Below are 19,913 nucleotides of genomic sequence, written 5' to 3'. Positions count from 1 at the left end.
TTATCCCTACACCTTTATACCCTTCCCCACCAAATCTTCTGTGTGCGGTGCTTAATCCAGAATTACAGTAAAAATACTCATTAACTCTATTTTTCAATTAAATCAAAATAGTTGTCATATTTTTGATGATCACACCCCTCAACCATTGAGCGATCCCTAAATGTTTGACAACAAGTATTATCATCTTCTATCGTTATTCTTTGATTTATGTCTGCGGGACGATGCGAATTTTCTTCTATTAGTTTCAAGTTGGTGTTAATGACTTCCTGGGTATTGGTAAATTTTGCCAATTCGAGACGCAATTTATCTAGTTGCTCATCTTCAGGTGTTACCAAAATATTCATTGGTGAAGTACCTCTGTTATCTGTTATCAAATTTTACTGTGTTTTGCTATAAATAACCTTTTGAGTAATTATAGAAAATATCAGTAAGTTGTTTACAAATCTATTTATTACCTGTCCGGTTTCTATCTCTTGATGAGTCAGTTAATCAATCAAATGGGTCTTTCATCTTACAACAAGATAAAAATACAAATGACTTATGTAAGAAAACGAAAAACTTAGGTTTGAAACAGGCGATCGGGTAATGAATCTTTAAGTGATAAAAGCTAAAATAATTACATATATAGACTCATTACACTTATGCTCAAAAATAATCTTGGTGCGTAAGTTCTGATTGATTCACTACAAGTAGAGTATTACACATCTTTCTGCTGTATGAGAGTCTTTGCTAACTTATATTTACAGAGAAAATTGTGAAAATCCGCTGAAATCAATTGATACAAAACAGCACCCATCTTAAAATTAGGGGGCGGGAGTTTTACAGCCCATTGAACTTAGATGAATGCTGACGACTTTTTTAACCAAGGTTTTAACAAAAATTTGCAAGGAAACTTTCCAGGTGCGATCGCAGATTATACGGAGGCGATTCAGCTAAAACCTGACTTTGCAGAAGCTTACTATAATCGCGGGAATATTTTGTATACCTCACTCCGAGATTATGATGCCGCACTGGCAGATTTTAACAAGGCAATCCAAATAAATCCTCATTTTGCTGAAGCCTATCATAATCGCGGCAACACTCGTTATTCGCTGGCAGATTATGAAGGAGCGATCGCTGATTACGAGCAAGCATTAGCGATCAATTCCAACTTAGCAGAATCCCATCACGGACGGGGTAATGTTTATTGTGCGTTGGGTGATTATGATCATGCGATCGCAGATTATCACCAAGCAATTGAAATTAATCCGGCATTAGCAACATATATAGATTTTGATATAGCGCGAGCTTTTCATTATCGGGGTATCGATCGCAGTGAGAATGGTGATTACCAAGGCGCATTAGCAGATTTTCAGCAAGCCTTACAATGGTATCCCCAGTATGCTGCCGTTTACAGCAGTCGCGGGAATATTTTCCATATTTTAGAAGAATATGAGCAAGCACTTGCCGATCATGAACGGGCATTACAGTTAGATCCACATTTGGTAGAGGCTTATCATTACCGGGGTAATACCTGTTATGTTTTAGGAGATTATGCAGCCGCAATTGCTGATTATAATCGCGCCTTACAAATTAACCCCAATTTTGCCCCAGCGTACTACAATCGCGGACTTGTTCGTTCTTATCTGAAAGATTATCCAGCTGCAATTTCTGACTTTAACCAAGCTCTGCAATTCAATCCTGAAGATGTGCAAGCATACTACGAGCGGGGATTAGTCAAAGCAACTTTGGGCGATTTTCCAGGTGCGATCGCTGATTATGAACAAGCTTTAGACAGAAATCCGACTTTAGCTTTAGTCTACGGTTTTTTGGCTTATGCGCGTTGTCAGTTAGGTGACTACCAAGGTGCAATCGCCGATAGCAATCGTGTCTTACAAATTCACCCGGAATATGCACAAGGATACTGCGATCGCGCTACGGCTCGTCGTTGTTTGGGTGATTACCAAGGAGCAATTTTAGATTACAACCGCGCCTTACAACTCAATCCCAACTTAGCCACAGCATACTATGGCCGTGGTTTAGCTCGTGAAGCTCTACAAGATTATTTAGCGGCGGTGGAAGAATACACCCAAGCAATTAGACTTGAGCCTGAATTTGCTCCAGCTTACTGTAATCGGGGTAACGCTTTGCGGCTTTTAGAAGCGGAACAAAGAGCTTTAGCCGATTACAATCAAGCAATCAAAATTAACCCCAGTTTAGTAGAAGCATATTACAATCGGGGTTCCTTGCGCTATGCTTTGCAAGACTATCACGGCGCAATTGCTGATTACACCACAGCTTTGCAAATCAACCCCAACACCGCAGCATTTTACAGCGATCGCGCCAGTGTTTACTATGCTCTGCAAAATTATCACAGTGCGATCGCTGATTATAATCAAGCCATTGCCCTTGACCCTAGTTTTGCCGAAGACTGGTATCATCGTGGGCGCAGTCGTTTGCTGTTGGGAGACTTGCAAGGAGCATTAGCAGACTTAAACCAAGCTTTGCAACGTCAACCTCATTGGGCTTCCGCTTATATGTTACGCGCCGATGTCTACCGCCAACTCGAAAATTTTCCCGGTGCGATCGCTGATTTTCAACAATCTGCCAACATCTATTATCAGGAAGGCAACATTGAATATTATCAACAAATTCTGACTGCGATCGCTCAACTCCAGTCTCAAGTCTAAAAGCTCCATTCAGGTAGTTTTTACATAAAAACCATGTTGCTTTAGCATAATAGCTTGACATAAATTTCTGAGCTGTCATGATTGATTGACATATAGTTTTGTTGTTTTGGGAAAGGCGGATAGCAAATATCAATCAAGCATCCGCCATTTATTTTTTGTGCAGTTTGAAGTAGAAATACTCATTCAATCTGGGAGTTGAGCCAGTGCGTTGGACGGGTCGGGTTTACCGGTTTGAAGCAACTGGCGTTGCGTGGGCGGGTTCCCCGACTTGAGCAAACTTTTCAAGACGGATTGGGAATTGCAGTCTAATTTTATCGCTGGCTTTGGACGCAGATTACCTTGTATTATTTCCTGTAATCACGATTAAGTATTTTCCCTGTTGCACCAAGTTGTTATCCCCAAATAGTATTTACCACATTGTTTTTCATCATCTAAATTATTGTGAAATCAATTCTACAAAGTTACTTAGAACAAGAAATTTGGCTATTAATACGAGATAAGTGGTATTTCGCAACAATTATCAATGTTTGTGATGATTTGTTATGCTTTAAACACAGAACGCATAACAAAGATACAGAAGAAGATACTTTGTGGGAAATGGTTGTCAAAACCAGTGAAGTAGTTGCTATTGATAAAGTTATTTCTGTTATGAGTCGAAAACCTGATGTGTTTATGTCCCGTCTGTTAGAAACTAATAGACAAAATGATAATCAGCAACAAGATTGAAGAAGAATTCAGAAGTCAGAATTCAGGAGCTAGAATGCAATCAGTGAAGGAAAAATAACCGCCACAGATTGAAAACCACAAAATTTAAATTCTAAATTGCTTTTAAATTCTGACACTTCGACAAGCTAAAAGTATCACTTCTGGCTCCTAAGTACGGAATTCCTAGTTATTCTTCCTGACCAAAAGTCACACATGGGCTATCAATTTCTTTCGCAGGTTGAAAAGAACTGCAAAAAGTCACAACAGCACAATTAACTGCCAATTCATCGGGGTGAATACACTCTATTCCTGACTCATTTTTGAGATGAAAAGCACAGTCATTGCAGATAGTTTCACAAGGCATAAAATTACAATTATTTCTTAAACTTTCTATAGCTTGAAATATCGATTGAATCTGTGGTGTGACAAATGCTTGATGAGTAGAAGTAAAAAATTCTGAGAGATTAGCTAATCCTTGGTGTTCATAAACACTAGCTTGTAAAATCATTTCTAATTGATCAATCTGTCGTACAAATTGAGACTCAGGTGTATTACCTTGCTCATATTCTTCCCATAAATCAATCCAGTCTGAACAATTAGGAAGTTTATCCAGTATCTGGGAAAGCGCATTTCTCTCTAATTGATATTTTGCTTGTTGATAAACTCCATCCCTGGGAGTCAAATCACCAGCATAAACTTCTCCTAAATCATGGATTAAAGCCATCTGCATAATTTTAGTTTTATCCACCTTCAGAGAATAAAAATCGACTATCAATAATGCTAATAAAGCCACAGCAAAAGAGTGTTCAGCAACGCTTTCACAACGCTGAGGGTCAATGCCTTGTTGTAACCAACCTTGACGATATAATTGCTTGAGATGATTGAATTCAAAATAAGCTTGGATAATGGGCAAAGTATTTTTGCCTGCTAAAAGCGTAATTGGTAAAGCAGCTTTTGTTTCCATCTCAAATTTATCAGGCTGGGGTTGGTGACTGGTTAATGTGTTTCACTACTTAGCAGTAGCGATTATGGCAAATTGTCAACTAATATACGCTAAATTACTTCACAATATTGGTAGTCGTTTGGTTGAGCAGTTTGGTTATGAATCAAAATGAGAACAACGAGCAATCTAATAGCCATGAATTGTCCTCACATTCCGGTGCAAGATACTGGGGTAACGTGGAGGTAATCGAAGAAGGTGATACTTATAGAATTAGTCGTGTGGAAATTAAGCCCAGGCATGGTATTAAACCACAAATCCATTACCACCGCAATGAACATTGGGTAGTAGTTTCTGGGGTAGCTAAGGTAACTTGTGGCGATACGGAAATTTTGCTGAATCGCAATGAATCAACTTATGTTCCAGCCGCAACTTTACACAAAGTAGAAAATCCCGGTTTGATTCCCTTGGTAATTTTGGAAATTCAAAACGGTGAGTATTTAGGCGAGGATGATATCGAACGTCCCTATGACCTCAACTTAATTAAGCCAACATCCGAAAATAAGTGAAGTGTGTCAATGGTCAATGGTCAAGAGTTAATAGTCAAAAATTACTTTTGACTTTTGACCTTTGACTTGATCAAAACCATCCTTCTTGTTCTAAAGTTTCGATTAGCTGTAAGCCACGGGGGTCGCCTACGCCGAGTAGTGCGGCTTTAGCATCTTCTCGCACGCCTAAATCTTGGTCTTCGGCAAAGGCTTGAATTAAAGCATCAATGGCTGTGGCGTAAACAATATTAGAGGGTAGTTCTTTGCATAACTGTCCAATTGCCCAGGCGCTATTACTACGAACTGCGGGAATTGGATCTTGGACTAAGGCTTCAATTAAAGCGGGAATTGCCCCAATCACTGCTTCGTAACCCACTTCTGCCATTTGGGCTAAAGCACTCGCTGACCACAAACGCACTGCGGAAATGTCTGTTCTTAAAGCATCGGCTAGGGGTGCTAGACAACGGCGATCGCGGCAATTACCCAACGCCCAAACTACACCTTTACGTACATAACCGTTCCAATCTTGGTTGAGTTGGACAATCAACGGTTCTACTGCGTCTTTACTGGGATTGCGACCAATACCATAGGCGGCACTCACTCGCACCAAAGGACAGGAATCTTTTAACAGGGCAATGAGTAGCGGGGTAGCCCTTTCATCTTCAATATCACAAAAAGCACGCGCCGCCAACATTCGCTGCTGGGGTTGAGAGTTTTCCAAAAGTGCTAACATCACTTCTGGATCGGGCTTTGCCACTTCTGACTCGGCAGTGAGTGGCTCCATTTTATCGAGAGGGCTTTCTAGCTCTACATCGGGATCGAGTAGGCTTAGGTCATCGTCGTCATACATACGTCATTTAAATGCCGAGTGGGATTTGTAGCAGGAGGCAAAAGGCAGGAGGCAGAAGGCAGGAGGTAAAAGTCTTACTATACCTAGCATTCATGCTTTTTTAATTTCCTCACCTATGCTTCGACTACTATACAGATAACCCCCCGTGCCAATAATTCAGCGCCTGATAGGTATTTGCTAGATTATTGTACACTTTATGTTCGACATGATTGAGATTTGTTTGGGAAAAAGAGGCTAGGGGCTAAAGGTTAGGTACTAGGGAGATAACTATTGACTAATGACTAACTGTTCCAAGTGTTTCAGAATTTTTAGTACGGTAAATAAATTGTTGCGGTACTGCGATCGCAAAACTGCTACTCATGGCTGTCACCAACGAAATAACCTGACAGTTCTTTCAGCATCCACAAAGATTGAGTTTGATAACCCAGTTGATTATAGAGATTTAAGGCGGGTTGATTAGATTCAAAGACTTGTAAACCGATTTGTTTATCGCCTCGTTTAATTGCCCATTTTTCTACATACTGCATCAAAGCTTTACCAATACCTCTGCGCCGATGTTCTGGGACGACGTAAAGCAAAAAAATATGAGCATGGCGATCGCCACTAACTTGATCTACGGCATTTCCCACCCAGAGGCAGGCAATGGGGGACAAGGGAGACAAGGGGGAATTAAAGTTATTTGCTTGCTCATTTCTTCTAACTTCCCCTACACCCTTACCCCCCTGCACCCCTAGTTCCACATCTACCCACCACAAGGGCGTATCTTGGGATAAATACTGCTCGACTGTGCGGGCGAGGTGGGCAAAATCTTGCTGGGGAAATCGCTCCTGGTAAGTGCGTTGCATAAACTTGACAAGGAGCGATCGCTCTAATGTTGAACCGCGACGAATTAAATACCCTGCTAGTAATTGCTCAGACACTTTATTTGCTAAAGGTGAAGAAATCTACAGATGTAGCTGGCAAAATTACCCCAGTTTCTTCAATAGGTGCGGGTGCTGCCATATCAGCAGGCAAAAATATCCGGGCGCTGACTGCTACTAAAGCAACGAGAAATACTAAAAGTACAAGTAGTGGAGCGATGTATTGACGAATTATAGCCATATTTAGTAAGTCAAAAGTTAAAAGTCAAAAGTCAAAAGAAAGAAACTGAGTGCTGAGTCACCGAAGTTTGCTCAACGCGGGTTCCCCGCGCACGCAACTTCTCGCTGAGTGCTGAGTTGAAGAATTTTCCTCTGCTTCCTGCCTCCTGCCCCCTGCCTCCTGCCTCTCTTCTTTAACCTTAACGCCGATCGCGTTCTAAATCATCCATAACTCGCTCGCAATACCAACTTTCTGGCATACCGGGATAATTTTGCTTGGCTTGTTCAATTAAGCGTTCAGCCGTGGCGGTATCACCGTCTAACTTAGCAATCAGCCTGTTTTTGAGTTGGTTGTCGGTGATGCGATCGTTAATCTCCGTTGCGGACATACTTTCCGGCACAACACTGGATTGTTCTCGGCGTAACTGCCAAAATAAAACGTAATACAGTGTACCGAAAATTAAAATTAGGCTGAGTGTACCGAAAAAAGTAAAGAGATTAAAAGTCAAAAATCCCAGTACTAACTGTGACAGGACATAGCCAAGTAACAAGCCTGTAAGTAAAAGAATAAATGTACCAATAACAACAATTACTTGGCTTCCCATACATCCTCATCTTCTTCCTCTAGTCCTGGTCTAGATATTACCACTGGCTTTTGATTCCAGGGAGCAACAAACGGTAAAAGTAACAATCCTGGCAAGGCTGCTACTAAGGTTAACAAGAAAAACACAGGCCAACCTGTGGCTTTTGCCCAATCGCCTGCCGGTGCTGAAAGAACGTCTCTACTAATCGCCATTAAGCTAGAAAATAATGCAAATTGAGTGGTTGTAAAACGGTGATTGCAGAGGTTCATTAAAAATGCCACTGTAGCAACTGTGACTAATCCGGCACTAAAATTTTCGATATTTACTGCCAAAATTAATAACGAGTAATTTTTGCCAGCAACAGCTAAAGCATAATAACCCAAGTTACTCAATAATTGCAGTATGCCAAATATCCATAAACCGCGATTGAGGTGAATTTTGGTTAAGATTACCCCACCAGCTAATACACCGACAGTCGTAGCGAGAAAGCCTATTCCGGCTTGAATTGCCCCAATTTCAGTTTTAGTAAAGTTGATTTCTCGCAAAAATAAATTAGCTGTGATACCGACTAAAGAATCGCCCAGTTTATAAAGGATGATAAATATCAGAATTACACCAGCTTGAGTTAAGCCAAAACGATGAAAAAATTCTTTAAAAGGCAGAAAAATTGCTTGTTGTAAATTTTGTGGGGATTGATTTTCTTGAGCTTCACCCAGTAATTCATCAGGCAATAATAATGATGAAACTATCCAAGCGACAATCAAACCTGCTAATAGCCAATAAAATACAGGCAAAGCAATATAGCCCAGAAAAACGCCTCCCAGTAAGCCAGCTACCAAGACTGTGATCAATAGTACGAATATCACATCTTTGACAGACACAGGTGCGGTTTCTCTGTGATTACTTACCTGTGGTTCTCTGGGGGCTGATAAGCTGACAAAGATACTCCCCGCCATCAAAGCAGCCATCAGTAAGTAAACACTGTTCCAAGGTAAACGATCAGCTAAAACTAAAGCTAAGGAACTAGTGACAAACAAAGCAACACGATAGCCGAGTACCCAAACCGATGCGCCTGCTTCTGCTTCTAGCGGATTTAAGATATCGGTACGGTAAGCATCACCGGCAATGTCTTGGGTGGCACTTAAAAAGGTGATAATTAAACAGTTGATTGCCAAAATTTGCAATACTTGGTCACTTTGGGAAGGTTGTTGTAAGGCGAGAGTGGCGATCGCAATTGCTAACCCAATTTGAGTTAAAATCAACCAACCCCGTCTCGCTCCTAAAAATGGCGGTACAAATCTATCTAATAAAGGCGACCACAAAAATTTTAGGGAATAAGGTAACGCCAACAAACCAAATAAAGTAATTTTGCCGATATCAACCTTGGCATCCTGCATCCACAATTGCAATGTTCTACTAGTTAAGAACAAAGGCAATCCCGATGCAAAACCCAGCAATAACAAAGCCCCCATTTTGCGACTTTGGACGGCTTGACGTAGTGCTTGGATTTCTTTCATCGTTTCGATATTCCTTTATATAATTCGTAATTTGTATAGCAGAAGGTAAGTGGAAAAGGTACTAGACACTAATAATTAACCGCAGATGCACGCAGATGAATTTGTACCTCAGTAGCAGAGAAAAGGCTATACCTTTCTTTGCGCCTTTGCACGGCAGTCGCTACAAGTCGGGAAACCCGCCCAACGCGCTGCCTCGACTTTGCGTGAGATAACTTAATGTTTTCAATAAGTTACATCAAATTAGGAATTAAAAATTACCAATTAAGTAAGTCGATACAATAAAACCAAACTATGTAAAGAAAAGTAAATAAGGCTCAAACGCTTTCTCCCCCTGCTCCCTGCCCCCTGCCTTATTCCAACAATAATTATTTACACCGACCTACTTAAATAAATTTGATGTCCTCTAATTTCTACCCCATGATCAGCCAGACATTTTAACCAACCTTCACGGGTACCAATATCACTTTTTTGTTTGAGTAAACCCAATTCCTGTTCTTTTTGGGTGAGTTGAGCAAATTCTTCGTATTGGGGATAATTAGGTGTGACAAAGGTTTCTTTCCGGTGCAGAACAGGCGGGTTTGCCCGATTTGCATAATCTCGATGAGTGACGTACAAGGTTTTTAAGTCAATGGTGATGCTGGCTTTTAAGGCTGGATGAGGATCTGTGTCGAAGTCTGGATAAAATAAGTAAGATATTTGCGGTTGCTCAAGGTTATATTTAATCAGCGTCGCATCATCAACACGACCAATGGTACGACTGGCGCAACCTTCGTAAATGCGGAGTAAGGGATCGAGGGCGGCGAGGGCGGAAACATGAACGTAAAGTGCGCCGCGTGTATGTTTGCCAATTTTGCTTTTTTCGCAGGCTGTTTGGACAACTTTTGGTCTACCCAAACTAAATAATTTTTGGTCAGCGACTTCGCAAGCTTCTTCGTAACTACCAAAAAAGGCTTTGATGTCGTGGCGCATTTCTGGCGCAAGTTGGGAAAATCTGGGGCGTTTATCAAAGTGGGTGAGAGCAAGGTAAACTTGAATATCTAAAGAACGACGATAAGCGATCGCATCCCATTCTGCTTCATCTGTGGCTTGCAACACAACCCCAAAGGCGCGGCGAAAGTTACCAAATTCTGTTAATAGTTCTTGTTCATTAGCTAATTCACCCTTGACAGGTAATCTCCCGCGTTTGGTGAAAAATGCCATCAAGGGTGCAAGTAGTTCTTGATAATCTTCAAACCGCTTGATCGGGATACGAACTCGCGGTGTATAAGTGCGCGAAAAGAAGCGAATAGCTTTGAAGCTTTCTTTTTCGGCTTCGTCACGGAAGACAAAGTAAACCCCAAGTGCCACTGGGACTGCATCGACGTTTAAGACTTCATCAATATATTTTTTGAGTTCTTCTTGCTCGTAATATTTTTGAAAAGTATTACGGCTAGTCACAATGCCGTCATTGTAAGCGAGTTGGGCTTTACTGGGGGCGTTAATTAAGACTTGAGCCGCGACAATTAAAACTTTGCGGGTAAGTTCCCAGGCTTTTATCAGGCTTTGGTTGCGTTCTTCTAAATCTTCGATGACGTTGACAACATAACCCAAGTTAACCACATCAGCCGGAGTAATCTGTTGATGGGGGTAGTAGTAAGGATCCCAACCTGCACTGGCATAGCCGAGGGTTCCGACTCGCTGCACATCGCCACCATAACCGCAGCCGTAGTCAAAAAAAACTGGTGTCCTGATTCAAGATTGACCATTCTATGGCTAATCTTACAGGGCGAGAGATTTCTGTACGAGCGATCGCAGCTCGATGACGCTCAATTTCTAAGTAGCTCTCCGGCATAAAAATATCAAGAAGAACTACATTAATCCTTATATCTTCTCTAGGGCGATCGCAATTAAATCTTCAATTTTCTTGATATTTGGGTCGCCTGCTAAATAACCAATCCCACGATGTAAATGCAAGCGAAATTGAGTGGCGAGTGTTTCTTTATCTGTGGGGTAGCCATCATTATGACAGCGTTGCTTGAGGGCGAGGAGAAGAATATCAGACATTTCGCCACCGAAAACCCGCCAAGTCATTTCCACATTACTATCTTGGGGAATGGGTACAGGTGAAGGTGGCGTGGGTTCAGCCAGAGAACGACACAACGCCCAACGACACAGAATATTCCATTGGTCGATTTTGGTGTTGCGTTTGAGTTTTTGTAGTTGGTCTTTGGCTGTTTGGGAAAGTTTAATTCTTTCAATTGGGGCTTCCATATCTTTGTTAATAATGATTTTTATACAAATTCGGCTAGTTTTCCGTTCTACTCTCCAAAGCTTGTTGCATCTATTGTAAGTAGCCCAGTGTTAAAAATCATCGTTATGGAAAGGCAGGAGGCAGAAGGCAGTCCCGATGAAAAAAGTTTCATCGCCAAGCATGAAAGTGGGACTGGTATTTTTACTCAGCACTTTCAAGTCAGAAGGGAAGAGGATGGTAGCCTTGTTGACCTTTCTTAACTTAGTTTTGTTTTTTCACGCCGACTTATTTAAATAGACAAATTTATACAAATTGCTCAACCTCATTTTCTCAAAGCTATCTCCTACCAAAAATATTGATTTTCTATCACGGTAGTTTGGCGGGTGGATGAGTCGTATTTGAGGAGATATTCACGAGCGATCGCTCCCAATACCCAATCAACGCAAACAAAAGCGCCCTCCATCAGGAGAGCGCCTTTGATTAATTAGTTATGACTTCTATCTGAGCAAATTAGCCATTGATAGCAGGAGCAGTCAGAGCAACAGGAGCTTGCTCACCAGCAGCCAAGTCTAAGGGGAAGTTGTGAGCATTGCGCTCGTGCATGACTTCCATACCCAAGTTAGCGCGGTTGATGATGTCAGCCCAGGTGTTGATGACGCGACCTTGAGAGTCAATCACTGATTGGTTGAAGTTGAAACCGTTGAGGTTGAACGCCATTGTGCTTACGCCCAACGCTGTGAACCAGATGCCGATTACAGGCCATGCTGCCAGGAAGAAGTGCAAGGAACGGCTGTTGTTGAAGGACGCGTATTGGAAGATTAAGCGACCGAAGTAACCGTGTGCTGCAACGATGTTGTAGGTTTCTTCTTCTTGACCGAATTTGTATCCGTAGTTTTGGGATTCGTTCTCGGTTGTTTCACGAACTAAGGAGGAAGTTACCAAGGAACCGTGCATTGCGGAGAACAGAGAACCACCGAATACACCAGCCACACCAAGCATGTGGAAGGGGTGCATCAGGATGTTGTGTTCTGCTTGGAACACGATCATGAAGTTGAAGGTACCACTGATTCCCAAGGGCATACCGTCAGAGAAGGAACCTTGTCCGATGGGGTAAATCAAGAATACTGCGGTAGCAGCCGCTACGGGAGCGGAGAATGCTAGGCAGATCCAAGGACGCATTCCCAAGCGGTAAGACAATTCCCACTCACGTCCTAAGTAGCAGAATACGCCAATCAGGAAGTGGAATATTACTAGTTGGTAAGGGCCACCGTTGTACAACCACTCATCAAGAGATGCTGCTTCCCAAATTGGGTAGAAGTGTAATCCAATTGCGTTGGAGGAAGGAACAACTGCACCGGAGATGATGTTGTTTCCGTAGAGTAAGGAACCAGCTACTGGTTCACGGATACCATCGATGTCTACTGGAGGTGCTGCGATGAAGGCGATTACGAAGCAGGTGGTTGCAGCTAGCAAGGTTGGGATCATTAATACGCCGAACCAGCCAATATATAGGCGGTTGTTGGTGCTGGTGATCCAGTTGCAGAACTGCTCCCATACGTTGGCGCTACGGCGCTGTTGTAAGGTTGCTGTCATGTCTTTATGATTGCTTTGTTATGTATGTTTCAGGTGTTTTCACCTGTTGTTACATATCTTAATCAAGATTGTTGCGGTTTGTAAAGTATTCTGAGGAAAAATTTTTAACTCACCCTGTGGAAAGCTCTGATACCTAGTTAAAGTCAGGGTTTCGCAGTAAATTGATACGTTTACAATTCTTGAAGAAATTCTATTTTATGACCGATGCTAATTCTGCCATTGTTACCTACAGCCCAGCTTACACAATCGTTCCAACCTATGATTGCTTCAATCGCTGTACTTACTGCAATTTTCGTACCAACCCCGGCGAGAGTCCTTGGCTGACGCTATCAGCAGCAGCAGAAATCTTAAAACGACTTAAAAATGAGAAAGTTTGTGAAATTCTGATTCTTAGTGGCGAAGTACATCCCAATTCACCACAGCGTCAGACATGGTTTCAGCGAATTTATGATTTATGTGCATTAGCATTGGCGATGGGCTTTTTACCGCACACCAATGCAGGCCCACTGAGTTTTGCAGAAATGCAAAAGTTAAAAAATGTAAACGTTTCAATGGGTTTGATGTTAGAACAGTTAACACCAGCATTGTTGAAGACTGTACATCGCCAAGCACCCAGTAAAGTTCCAGAACTGAGACTGCAACAATTACAATGGTCAGGAGAATTGCAAATTCCCTTCACCACGGGTTTACTTTTAGGAATTGGCGAAACCGCAGATGATTGCTGGGAAACTGTAGAAGCCATATCTCATATTCATCAAAGCTACCATCACATTCAAGAAGTGATTTTGCAACCCCACAGTCCGGGAAATCAGCAAAAATTTGACGCACCACCATTTGACCCCCATCAATTACCAGCAGTTATTAGCAAAGCACGTCAAATTCTACCAGCAGAAATTACAATTCAAATTCCGCCAAATTTAGTTAAAGATGAGCAATGGTTACTTGCTTGTATTGAAGCAGGAGCGAGAGATTTAGGCGGGATAGGGCCGATAGATGAAGTGAATCCCGATTATCCACATATTCAGGAACAAGAGTTGAAAGAAATTTTACAACCTGCCAGATGGGAATTAGTACCACGCTTACCTGTGTATCCGCAATTTGATAGCTGGTTATCGAAAGAATTGCAAATAGTAGTTAGTCACTGGCGGAAGATTTTCACCTCAACTTCTGTTTTATAAGAACAAGAGAGTCGAAATTTGCTTATTGTCTATGATGTAGCGATCGCTCCCACTCAGCCACGCACCTCCCAGAAGACAGAGCTTACACCCTAGCAACTGTTGTAAAATAGACAATAGACGGATTCGGAGGGCCAGTTAACTGGTCATAAACGCCTATAGAGACTATCTTCGGAAATCTCCAAGGTTTAAAGTCCAGCCAGCTGAAACAACTACAGCGGCTGTACCACCAGCGTATACCAGGCGATCGCATCACAACGCCTGAATTTTCTCAGCGTCTGGCTGCTATTAGCACAGAAATCAATCAACCTGTGTGTGCCTATCTCAACCGTCGCGGTCAAGTGATTCGTGTTGGGGTAGGCACACCGCGTCAGACGCAAATTCCACCGCTAGAACTGCCCCGTTACGGTGCAGAACGTTTAAGCGGTATTCGCTGTATTGCTACCCATCTCAAATCAGAACCGCCCAATGAGGTGGCGCTGACTGCTATGGCAATGCAACGGTTAGATGCGCTGGTAATGTTGAATATCACAGGCACAGGATTTACCAAGCGTGGTGGTGGCGCTACAGGCTATGTCAAAGAAGCTTATTTAGCTCATTTAGTATCTGATACGAAACAACTAGTAACAGTCCCAAACTCAGAACGCAGTACGCAAAACTCAGCAACCTACTCCAGCATTTCCCCACCAATGAGCTTGGATATGCTGGCAGAACAGGATTTCATCGATTTGGTGGAAGGACTAGAAGCAGAATTCCGGCGGGAATTTGTCGCTCAGGAAGTAGATGCTGATCATGACCGCGTGTTAATTGTGGGAGTGATGACCGATGAATTAACTCTGCAACAATTCCACGACACCCTAGCCGAATTAGGACGACTGGTAGATACTGCTGGCGGTGATGTACTACAGACAGTACAACAAAAGCGATCGCGCATTCATCCCCAAACAGTCATCGGAGAAGGTAAGGTGCAAGAAGTCGCCTTAACAGCCCAAACTCTCGGATGTAATCTCGTCGTCTTCGACCGCGACCTTTCACCAGCCCAAGTCCGCAACTTAGAAGCGCAAATTGGAATTCGGGTAGTTGACCGCACAGAAGTAATTTTAGATATCTTTGCTCAACGCGCTCAATCCCGCGCTGGTAAATTGCAAGTAGAACTAGCACAGCTAGAATATATGCTGCCGCGACTAACTGGAAGAGGTCAGGCAATGTCGCGGTTAGGTGGTGGTATTGGGACTCGTGGCCCTGGTGAAACTAAACTAGAAACAGAACGTCGGGCAATTCAACGGCGAATTTCTCGACTGCAACAAGAAGTCAACCAGTTGCAAGCCCATCGTTCGCGCTTACGGCAACGACGGCAACATCGAGAAGTGCCTTCAGTGGCTTTGGTTGGTTATACTAACGCAGGTAAATCTACCTTACTCAATGCTCTGACTAACGCGGAAGTTTATACTGCTGACCAGCTATTTGCTACCCTTGACCCGACCACACGTCGCTTGGTCATTCCCCATGCAGACACCAATGAACCTCAAGAAATTCTGATTACAGATACTGTAGGGTTCATTCACGAACTACCTGCATCCTTGATGGATGCCTTTCGTGCAACCTTAGAAGAAGTCACAGAAGCGGATGCGTTATTACATTTAGTGGATTTGTCTCATCCTGCTTGGTTAAGTCACATTCGCTCAGTACGAGAAATCCTCGCAGCTATGCCTGTGACTCCCGGCCCAGCGTTGGTTGCCTTTAACAAAATTGATCAAGTAGACAGCGAGACATTAGCCTTAGCTAGAGAAGAATTTCCCCTAGCTGTGTTCATTTCGGCAAGCGAACGTTTAGGTTTAGAAACCTTGCGTTTACGTCTTAGCCAATTGATTGCATACGCTGTTGACTCTCGGTAAATACCGACAATAAATTTTGAATATATGACATGAATGCCGTGGTTAAGGAAACTACGGCTTTAATTTTTCTATATGGCTATTACTGTGGTATTTCCTGAATGACAGGATGCTCAATGACATGCTAGAACCAATAATTAATAAATATTTTTATTTTGGTACTTGATATAGAAAGTAACTCAAGTTTTAGGAAAACTTACATTACTTTTCTTGTTACCAAATTTATCGGCGATCACTATCCCTGGCACAATTATTCATGTCAACAAATTCCCAGCAACTAGAACCAACAAAAGTCAAAGTTCAGCTTCTTTTAACAGGAGGACATCAGTATACAGTTTATTTAAATCCAGATGACCCTATATTACATAGCCTGTTAACCACTGTTGTCGCTCGTGCTTATAAACAAGAAGCAGCCAGTCAAGGTTTATTTCAAGTACCTATTAATGAAGGGCATTCTGCTTTATGCTTTGCTAGTGACCATCTTGTTGGGTTAGTTACAGAACCACCTTTTTGGATACAGCAGACTGAAAATGTCCAACCTGTAACCAATGATATTTTGAATTCTAATTATGTACAAATAGATAATTTTTTCTCACCTAGTGAGCATAAAAGACTTATTAAGTATGTACTAGCTAACAAGTCAAAGTTTGTTTCTACTAGTACTTCGACTAATGATAAAAACTATCGTCGCTCAATGGTTCTGTACGCATTTCCAGAGTTTTCTGAACTAATTGTCAATAAAATTCAGGAAATTATGCCTGATGTTATGAGCAAATTGGGAATGACACCCTTCATAGTAGACCAAATTGAAAGCCAACTCACAGCACATAATGATGGCAATTATTACAAAATTCATAATGATAATGGTAGTTCGGATACTGCTACCAGAGAACTAACCTATGTTTCTTACTTCAATCGAGAACCTAAGCAGTTTTCTGGAGGAGAATTATTAATATATGACAGTAAAGTAGAAAATAACTTTTATGTCAAAGCAGAATCCTTTAAAATTATCGAACCGTGCAATAACAGTATTGTCTTTTTCTTCAATCGATATATGCACGAAGTTCTACCTGTGAAGTTTTCATCTAAGGCATTTCCCGATAGTCGCTTTATGATTAATGGCTGGGTACGTCGAGCAGCATCCTAGGGAAAATTCTTTATTTATATGTACAGGAGCATAATCAGATGAGCCAATTTTTATTAATTCAGTTGATTTTTGAAAATCTAGTTTCCAATTGTTTTAAATCTTGAAAACAAAATATTTCTTTTTTTGGGAATAATTTTCTAATAAATTTTAATCCAATAAATTCACTCATTTAGTTTTTGATAAATTTCTTTAAATTACTTTTAACTTCTGATATAAATTAACTTTGAATAAAGTCGAAGTATCTACCGAAGTTTCGTATTTTCATATTATTCAATTTTCAAAAAAAATATTTCATACTTGTTAAGCCGTTATCCAGCACATTAAGATAGCCAACACTCCAATAAACAACTGTTATTCAAAACTGGATAATCATTATTTGCCAGTTTTCTCAGGATACCTTTGACAATACTTTTAAACGATTTTATAATCATTTTCAACCAGATATATTTTCATTATTTGCCCAGAATATACTAAGTTTTGGGCTATTTTTTATAAAATTTTGATTAAGATTAAACATCTTTAAAATTTTAACAACTCTCAAATAATTCCGTATTTATTCTATAGACATTAGAATAAATAAAGAATATAGAAAAGTGAATAAAACTATGCCTGCGTTTTCTTCATTTTATGTCATCAGCAATTATCTGGACTTACAAATAAATTCACTAAATAAATATGTAGAAAGAATTATTATTAAAACATAGATAAAAACGCTTATTTTAAATTGACAACTATTTATTGTGATGCCTACAGTATGACAGAAACTGTGAATTTTTTTGACATTACTAGTGAAGGTTGCAATGAATAATGAATAGAAAATGTTCTTCTTTAGTCAGCTATTCTGTCCTGGCTGCTGGTGTTACATGTACATCATGGTTAATAGCTACCCCAGCACAAGCTGTTACATTCAAATTTGATAACATTACTCATAACAGCCTTGTAAATGAGACTGCTGGTGAGTCACAGTTGTTTTTAGATGTCACCAACGCTAGTGGCAACGATACTGGTACTGCACTCTCTGCTTCTCAGGTTTTGTTTAAGTTTAGTAATCCAGTGGGAGGAGCAGCATCTTCGATTACTCAAATTTACTTTGATTACTCGAAATCTTGGACAGACCTTTTTAAAGGTTTAGCAACTACTAATGGAATTACTAGTAGTGGTTCTGGTGTCAAGTTTGAGCAAAGTACTGGTAACCTCAATCTCCCAGGAGGAAATAATGTTAACTTTTCGGCAGATTTTGGTGTAGAAGCTAAATCTCAAGGAGGTGTAGCAAAGAATGGTGTAGACCCAGGAGAGTATGTCAGTGTCCTGTTTGATTTGAAATCAGATAAAACGCTGCAAGATGTTTTGAACAGCATGAACAATCGTTCCTTACGTGCTGGTTTCCACGTTCAAGCTTTTGCTAATGGTGGTAGTGAAGCTTTTGTGAATCTACCTAGTACAACAGGTACTGGTACAACAGGTACTGGTACAACAGGTACAACAGGTACTGGCACAACAGGTACTGGCACAACAGGTACTGGTACAACAGGTACTGGCACAACAGGTACTGGTACTAGCAGTAGTTCATCACCAACTTCTGTACCAACTTCCTTAGTCTTTAATTTAGACTGTGTTATTTCTGGAACAGTAGGTAATAATAATTACTCTGGAGGTAGTAATTGCGCTAATGCTGGTACTTCTTTTGGAACAATTACTCTAAAGGAAAATACTAGTGATTCTAAGAAAGTAGATGTATTCGTGGATTTAGCTGGAAACAATGTCCATAAACTGCTGGACATTAACTTGAATTTCAATGACAGCCTCTTTCCAGTTGCAGGACAGAATTGGAATGTCACGGCAGGTTCTGGATATGATGTTAAGAGCTTTACGAGCAGTGAAAATAACATCAAGCCAGGTGGATACCAAGGAAAGCTAGACTTCCAGATTAGTCCAAAAGCTACTGGCCCAAGCAATGATGGTTATACTGCTACAATCTCACTGGGTAGTTTTGATTTAGATATCAAAAACTTTGATTTCAAAGATACCCTCAATAACATATTTGCAGCAGTTCACATTGGTAATTACGGTAATAACCCTGGAGTTTCTGGTGGTAATTCCATTTGGGTAGGATCAAGCTCTTATTATAAGCCTTCCACCTCTACGCCACCAAAAAAAAGTTCCTGAGCCTAGCGGGACTTTAGCTCTTGGCTTATTTGCCATAGTTGGCTTGAGATCAATGAAGAAACATAAAAAGCATCTTTCCTAGAGTGAAAATAATCGGTTGCATCTTTACTAGATTTATCTTAAACACAGGCTGAAAAGTGTGTTAGCGTTTTTCAGCTATTTTCTATAATTATTTAGTCTAAAAAGTAAAAACAACTATTAACTCAATAGATAGATGGGACTCATATTTGATTTTTGAAAAAATGTAAGTATTTGGAAGGTCAGGATTAAGTAATATATTCTAGGTTGATTGAGGATTTTACTGTTAATACCAACTCTGCCTGTAGGTCTGGGTTGGCTAAAAGAAGGATGCTCTCACAGCATTAAAAAAGCTATAAAATTACAATATATTCATTAAGCTTGATAATATAAGCAGATTTATCAGTTGCTGATGATGCTCAAATACAAAATGAGCGTTATACAGCCAACTGTAAGAGCGTAAAACAGAAAATTATTAAATTTCAATGAGGACATTATGGCTGCTAATGTAGAAATTTACACTTGGAGGACTTGCCCATTTTGCATCCGCGCCAAAAGTTTACTAACCAGTAAGGGTGTTGACTTTATCGAATACAGTATTGATGGTGACGAAGACGCACGGGATAAAATGGCTCAAAGAGCAAATGGCAAACGTTCTTTACCACAAATTTTTATTAACGATCGCCATGTAGGTGGTTGTGATGATATTCACGCTTTAGACCGTCAAGGTAAGCTAGATGAGCTACTAGCTAGTTAGAGGTAATTTATAAAACAAGCAAGTGTTGGAATTACGCTAATTT

At 40.8% G+C, this 19,913-nt stretch carries 18 protein-coding genes and 1 pseudogene; 9 read left to right on the top strand and 10 right to left on the bottom strand.

What is annotated here, in order from left to right; all coding sequences use genetic code 11:
• Positions 1–86 precede the first annotated feature (86 nt).
• The gene (locus ACX27_RS22970) at positions 87–344 is read right to left on the bottom strand and encodes a hypothetical protein (protein WP_062295826.1); all 258 of its coding nucleotides are present in this window, start codon (positions 342–344) and stop codon (positions 87–89) included.
• Positions 345–839: 495 nt separating this feature from the next.
• On the opposite strand from ACX27_RS22970, the gene ACX27_RS22965 reads away from it, so the two are divergent.
• Both ACX27_RS22965 and ACX27_RS22960 read left to right on the top strand, forming a co-directional pair.
• Entirely contained in the window at positions 840–2,669 is a 1,830-nt protein-coding gene (locus ACX27_RS22965) for a tetratricopeptide repeat protein (protein ID WP_062295824.1), read from the top strand.
• A gap of 441 nt (positions 2,670–3,110) precedes the next feature.
• Positions 3,111–3,395: a hypothetical protein gene (locus tag ACX27_RS22960; RefSeq protein WP_062295823.1), complete on the top strand. Its 285-nt coding sequence runs from the start codon at positions 3,111–3,113 to the stop codon at positions 3,393–3,395.
• Positions 3,396–3,561: 166 nt separating this feature from the next.
• On the opposite strand, the gene ACX27_RS22955 is transcribed toward ACX27_RS22960, so the two are convergent.
• The gene (locus tag ACX27_RS22955) at positions 3,562–4,338 is read right to left on the bottom strand and encodes an HD domain-containing protein (RefSeq protein WP_083468814.1); all 777 of its coding nucleotides are present in this window, start codon (positions 4,336–4,338) and stop codon (positions 3,562–3,564) included.
• 137 nt (positions 4,339–4,475) lie between these two features.
• Here ACX27_RS22955 and ACX27_RS22950 point away from each other — a divergent pair, with 137 nt between their 5' ends.
• On the top strand, positions 4,476–4,883 hold the full coding sequence (locus ACX27_RS22950) for a phosphomannose isomerase type II C-terminal cupin domain (protein ID WP_083468813.1): 408 nt from the start codon (positions 4,476–4,478) through the stop codon (positions 4,881–4,883).
• 70 nt (positions 4,884–4,953) lie between these two features.
• Here ACX27_RS22950 and ACX27_RS22945 read toward each other — a convergent pair whose 3' ends face one another.
• The 7 genes and pseudogenes from ACX27_RS22945 to dndE form a co-directional block, all read right to left on the bottom strand.
• Positions 4,954–5,712 carry a HEAT repeat domain-containing protein gene (locus ACX27_RS22945; RefSeq protein WP_062295821.1) on the bottom strand — a complete coding sequence of 253 codons (759 nt, stop codon included), beginning with the start codon at positions 5,710–5,712 and terminating at the stop codon, positions 4,954–4,956.
• Positions 5,713–6,065: 353 nt separating this feature from the next.
• The gene (locus ACX27_RS22940; RefSeq protein ID WP_062295819.1) at positions 6,066–6,632 is read right to left on the bottom strand and encodes a GNAT family N-acetyltransferase; all 567 of its coding nucleotides are present in this window, start codon (positions 6,630–6,632) and stop codon (positions 6,066–6,068) included.
• 1 nt (position 6,633) lies between these two features.
• A complete protein-coding gene (locus ACX27_RS22935) occupies positions 6,634–6,813 on the bottom strand; it encodes a hypothetical protein (protein ID WP_062295817.1) in 180 nt (59 codons plus the stop codon).
• A gap of 178 nt (positions 6,814–6,991) precedes the next feature.
• Positions 6,992–7,396, bottom strand: coding sequence for a hypothetical protein (locus ACX27_RS22930; protein WP_062295815.1), 405 nt, complete (start codon positions 7,394–7,396; stop codon positions 6,992–6,994).
• Positions 7,381–8,892 carry an AmpG family muropeptide MFS transporter gene (locus ACX27_RS22925; RefSeq protein WP_062295813.1) on the bottom strand — a complete coding sequence of 504 codons (1,512 nt, stop codon included), beginning with the start codon at positions 8,890–8,892 and terminating at the stop codon, positions 7,381–7,383. The genes ACX27_RS22930 and ACX27_RS22925 overlap by 16 nt, the downstream gene beginning before the upstream one ends.
• 369 nt (positions 8,893–9,261) lie before the next feature.
• Positions 9,262–10,723 (bottom strand): annotated as a pseudogene (locus ACX27_RS22920) (DNA phosphorothioation-associated putative methyltransferase).
• 29 nt (positions 10,724–10,752) lie between these two features.
• Positions 10,753–11,142, bottom strand: coding sequence for a DNA sulfur modification protein DndE (gene dndE, locus ACX27_RS22915; RefSeq protein ID WP_062295811.1), 390 nt, complete (start codon positions 11,140–11,142; stop codon positions 10,753–10,755).
• A gap of 105 nt (positions 11,143–11,247) precedes the next feature.
• On the opposite strand from dndE, the gene ACX27_RS34970 reads away from it, so the two are divergent.
• Positions 11,248–11,382, top strand: coding sequence for a hypothetical protein (locus ACX27_RS34970; protein WP_256364355.1), 135 nt, complete (start codon positions 11,248–11,250; stop codon positions 11,380–11,382).
• Between the two features lie 250 nt (positions 11,383–11,632).
• Here the strand turns inward: ACX27_RS34970 and psbA are convergent, their stop codons facing one another.
• Positions 11,633–12,715 carry a photosystem II q(b) protein gene (gene psbA / locus ACX27_RS22910; protein ID WP_062295808.1) on the bottom strand — a complete coding sequence of 361 codons (1,083 nt, stop codon included), beginning with the start codon at positions 12,713–12,715 and terminating at the stop codon, positions 11,633–11,635.
• A 197-nt stretch (positions 12,716–12,912) separates the two neighbouring features.
• On the opposite strand from psbA, the gene cofG reads away from it, so the two are divergent.
• The 5 genes from cofG (at position 12,913) to grxC (ending at position 19,870) form a co-directional block, all read left to right on the top strand.
• Positions 12,913–13,893, top strand: a complete 981-nt coding sequence (gene cofG / locus ACX27_RS22905; protein ID WP_062295806.1) for a 7,8-didemethyl-8-hydroxy-5-deazariboflavin synthase subunit CofG — start codon at positions 12,913–12,915, stop codon at positions 13,891–13,893.
• A 155-nt stretch (positions 13,894–14,048) separates the two neighbouring features.
• Entirely contained in the window at positions 14,049–15,785 is a 1,737-nt protein-coding gene (gene hflX / locus ACX27_RS22900; RefSeq protein WP_083468812.1) for a GTPase HflX, read from the top strand.
• A 253-nt stretch (positions 15,786–16,038) separates the two neighbouring features.
• Positions 16,039–16,929 carry a 2OG-Fe(II) oxygenase gene (locus ACX27_RS22895; RefSeq protein ID WP_062295802.1) on the top strand — a complete coding sequence of 297 codons (891 nt, stop codon included), beginning with the start codon at positions 16,039–16,041 and terminating at the stop codon, positions 16,927–16,929.
• 807 nt (positions 16,930–17,736) lie between these two features.
• Positions 17,737–19,095: a hypothetical protein gene (locus ACX27_RS22890; protein ID WP_062295800.1), complete on the top strand. Its 1,359-nt coding sequence runs from the start codon at positions 17,737–17,739 to the stop codon at positions 19,093–19,095.
• Between the two features lie 514 nt (positions 19,096–19,609).
• Entirely contained in the window at positions 19,610–19,870 is a 261-nt protein-coding gene (gene grxC, locus ACX27_RS22885) for a glutaredoxin 3 (protein WP_062295798.1), read from the top strand.
• Positions 19,871–19,913: the final 43 nt, after the last annotated feature.

The sequence above is a fragment of the Nostoc piscinale CENA21 genome, from assembly GCF_001298445.1.
Lineage (GTDB): Bacteria > Cyanobacteriota > Cyanobacteriia > Cyanobacteriales > Nostocaceae > Nostoc_B > Nostoc_B piscinale_A.
This window is presented reverse-complemented; position numbering and strand designations above follow the sequence as displayed.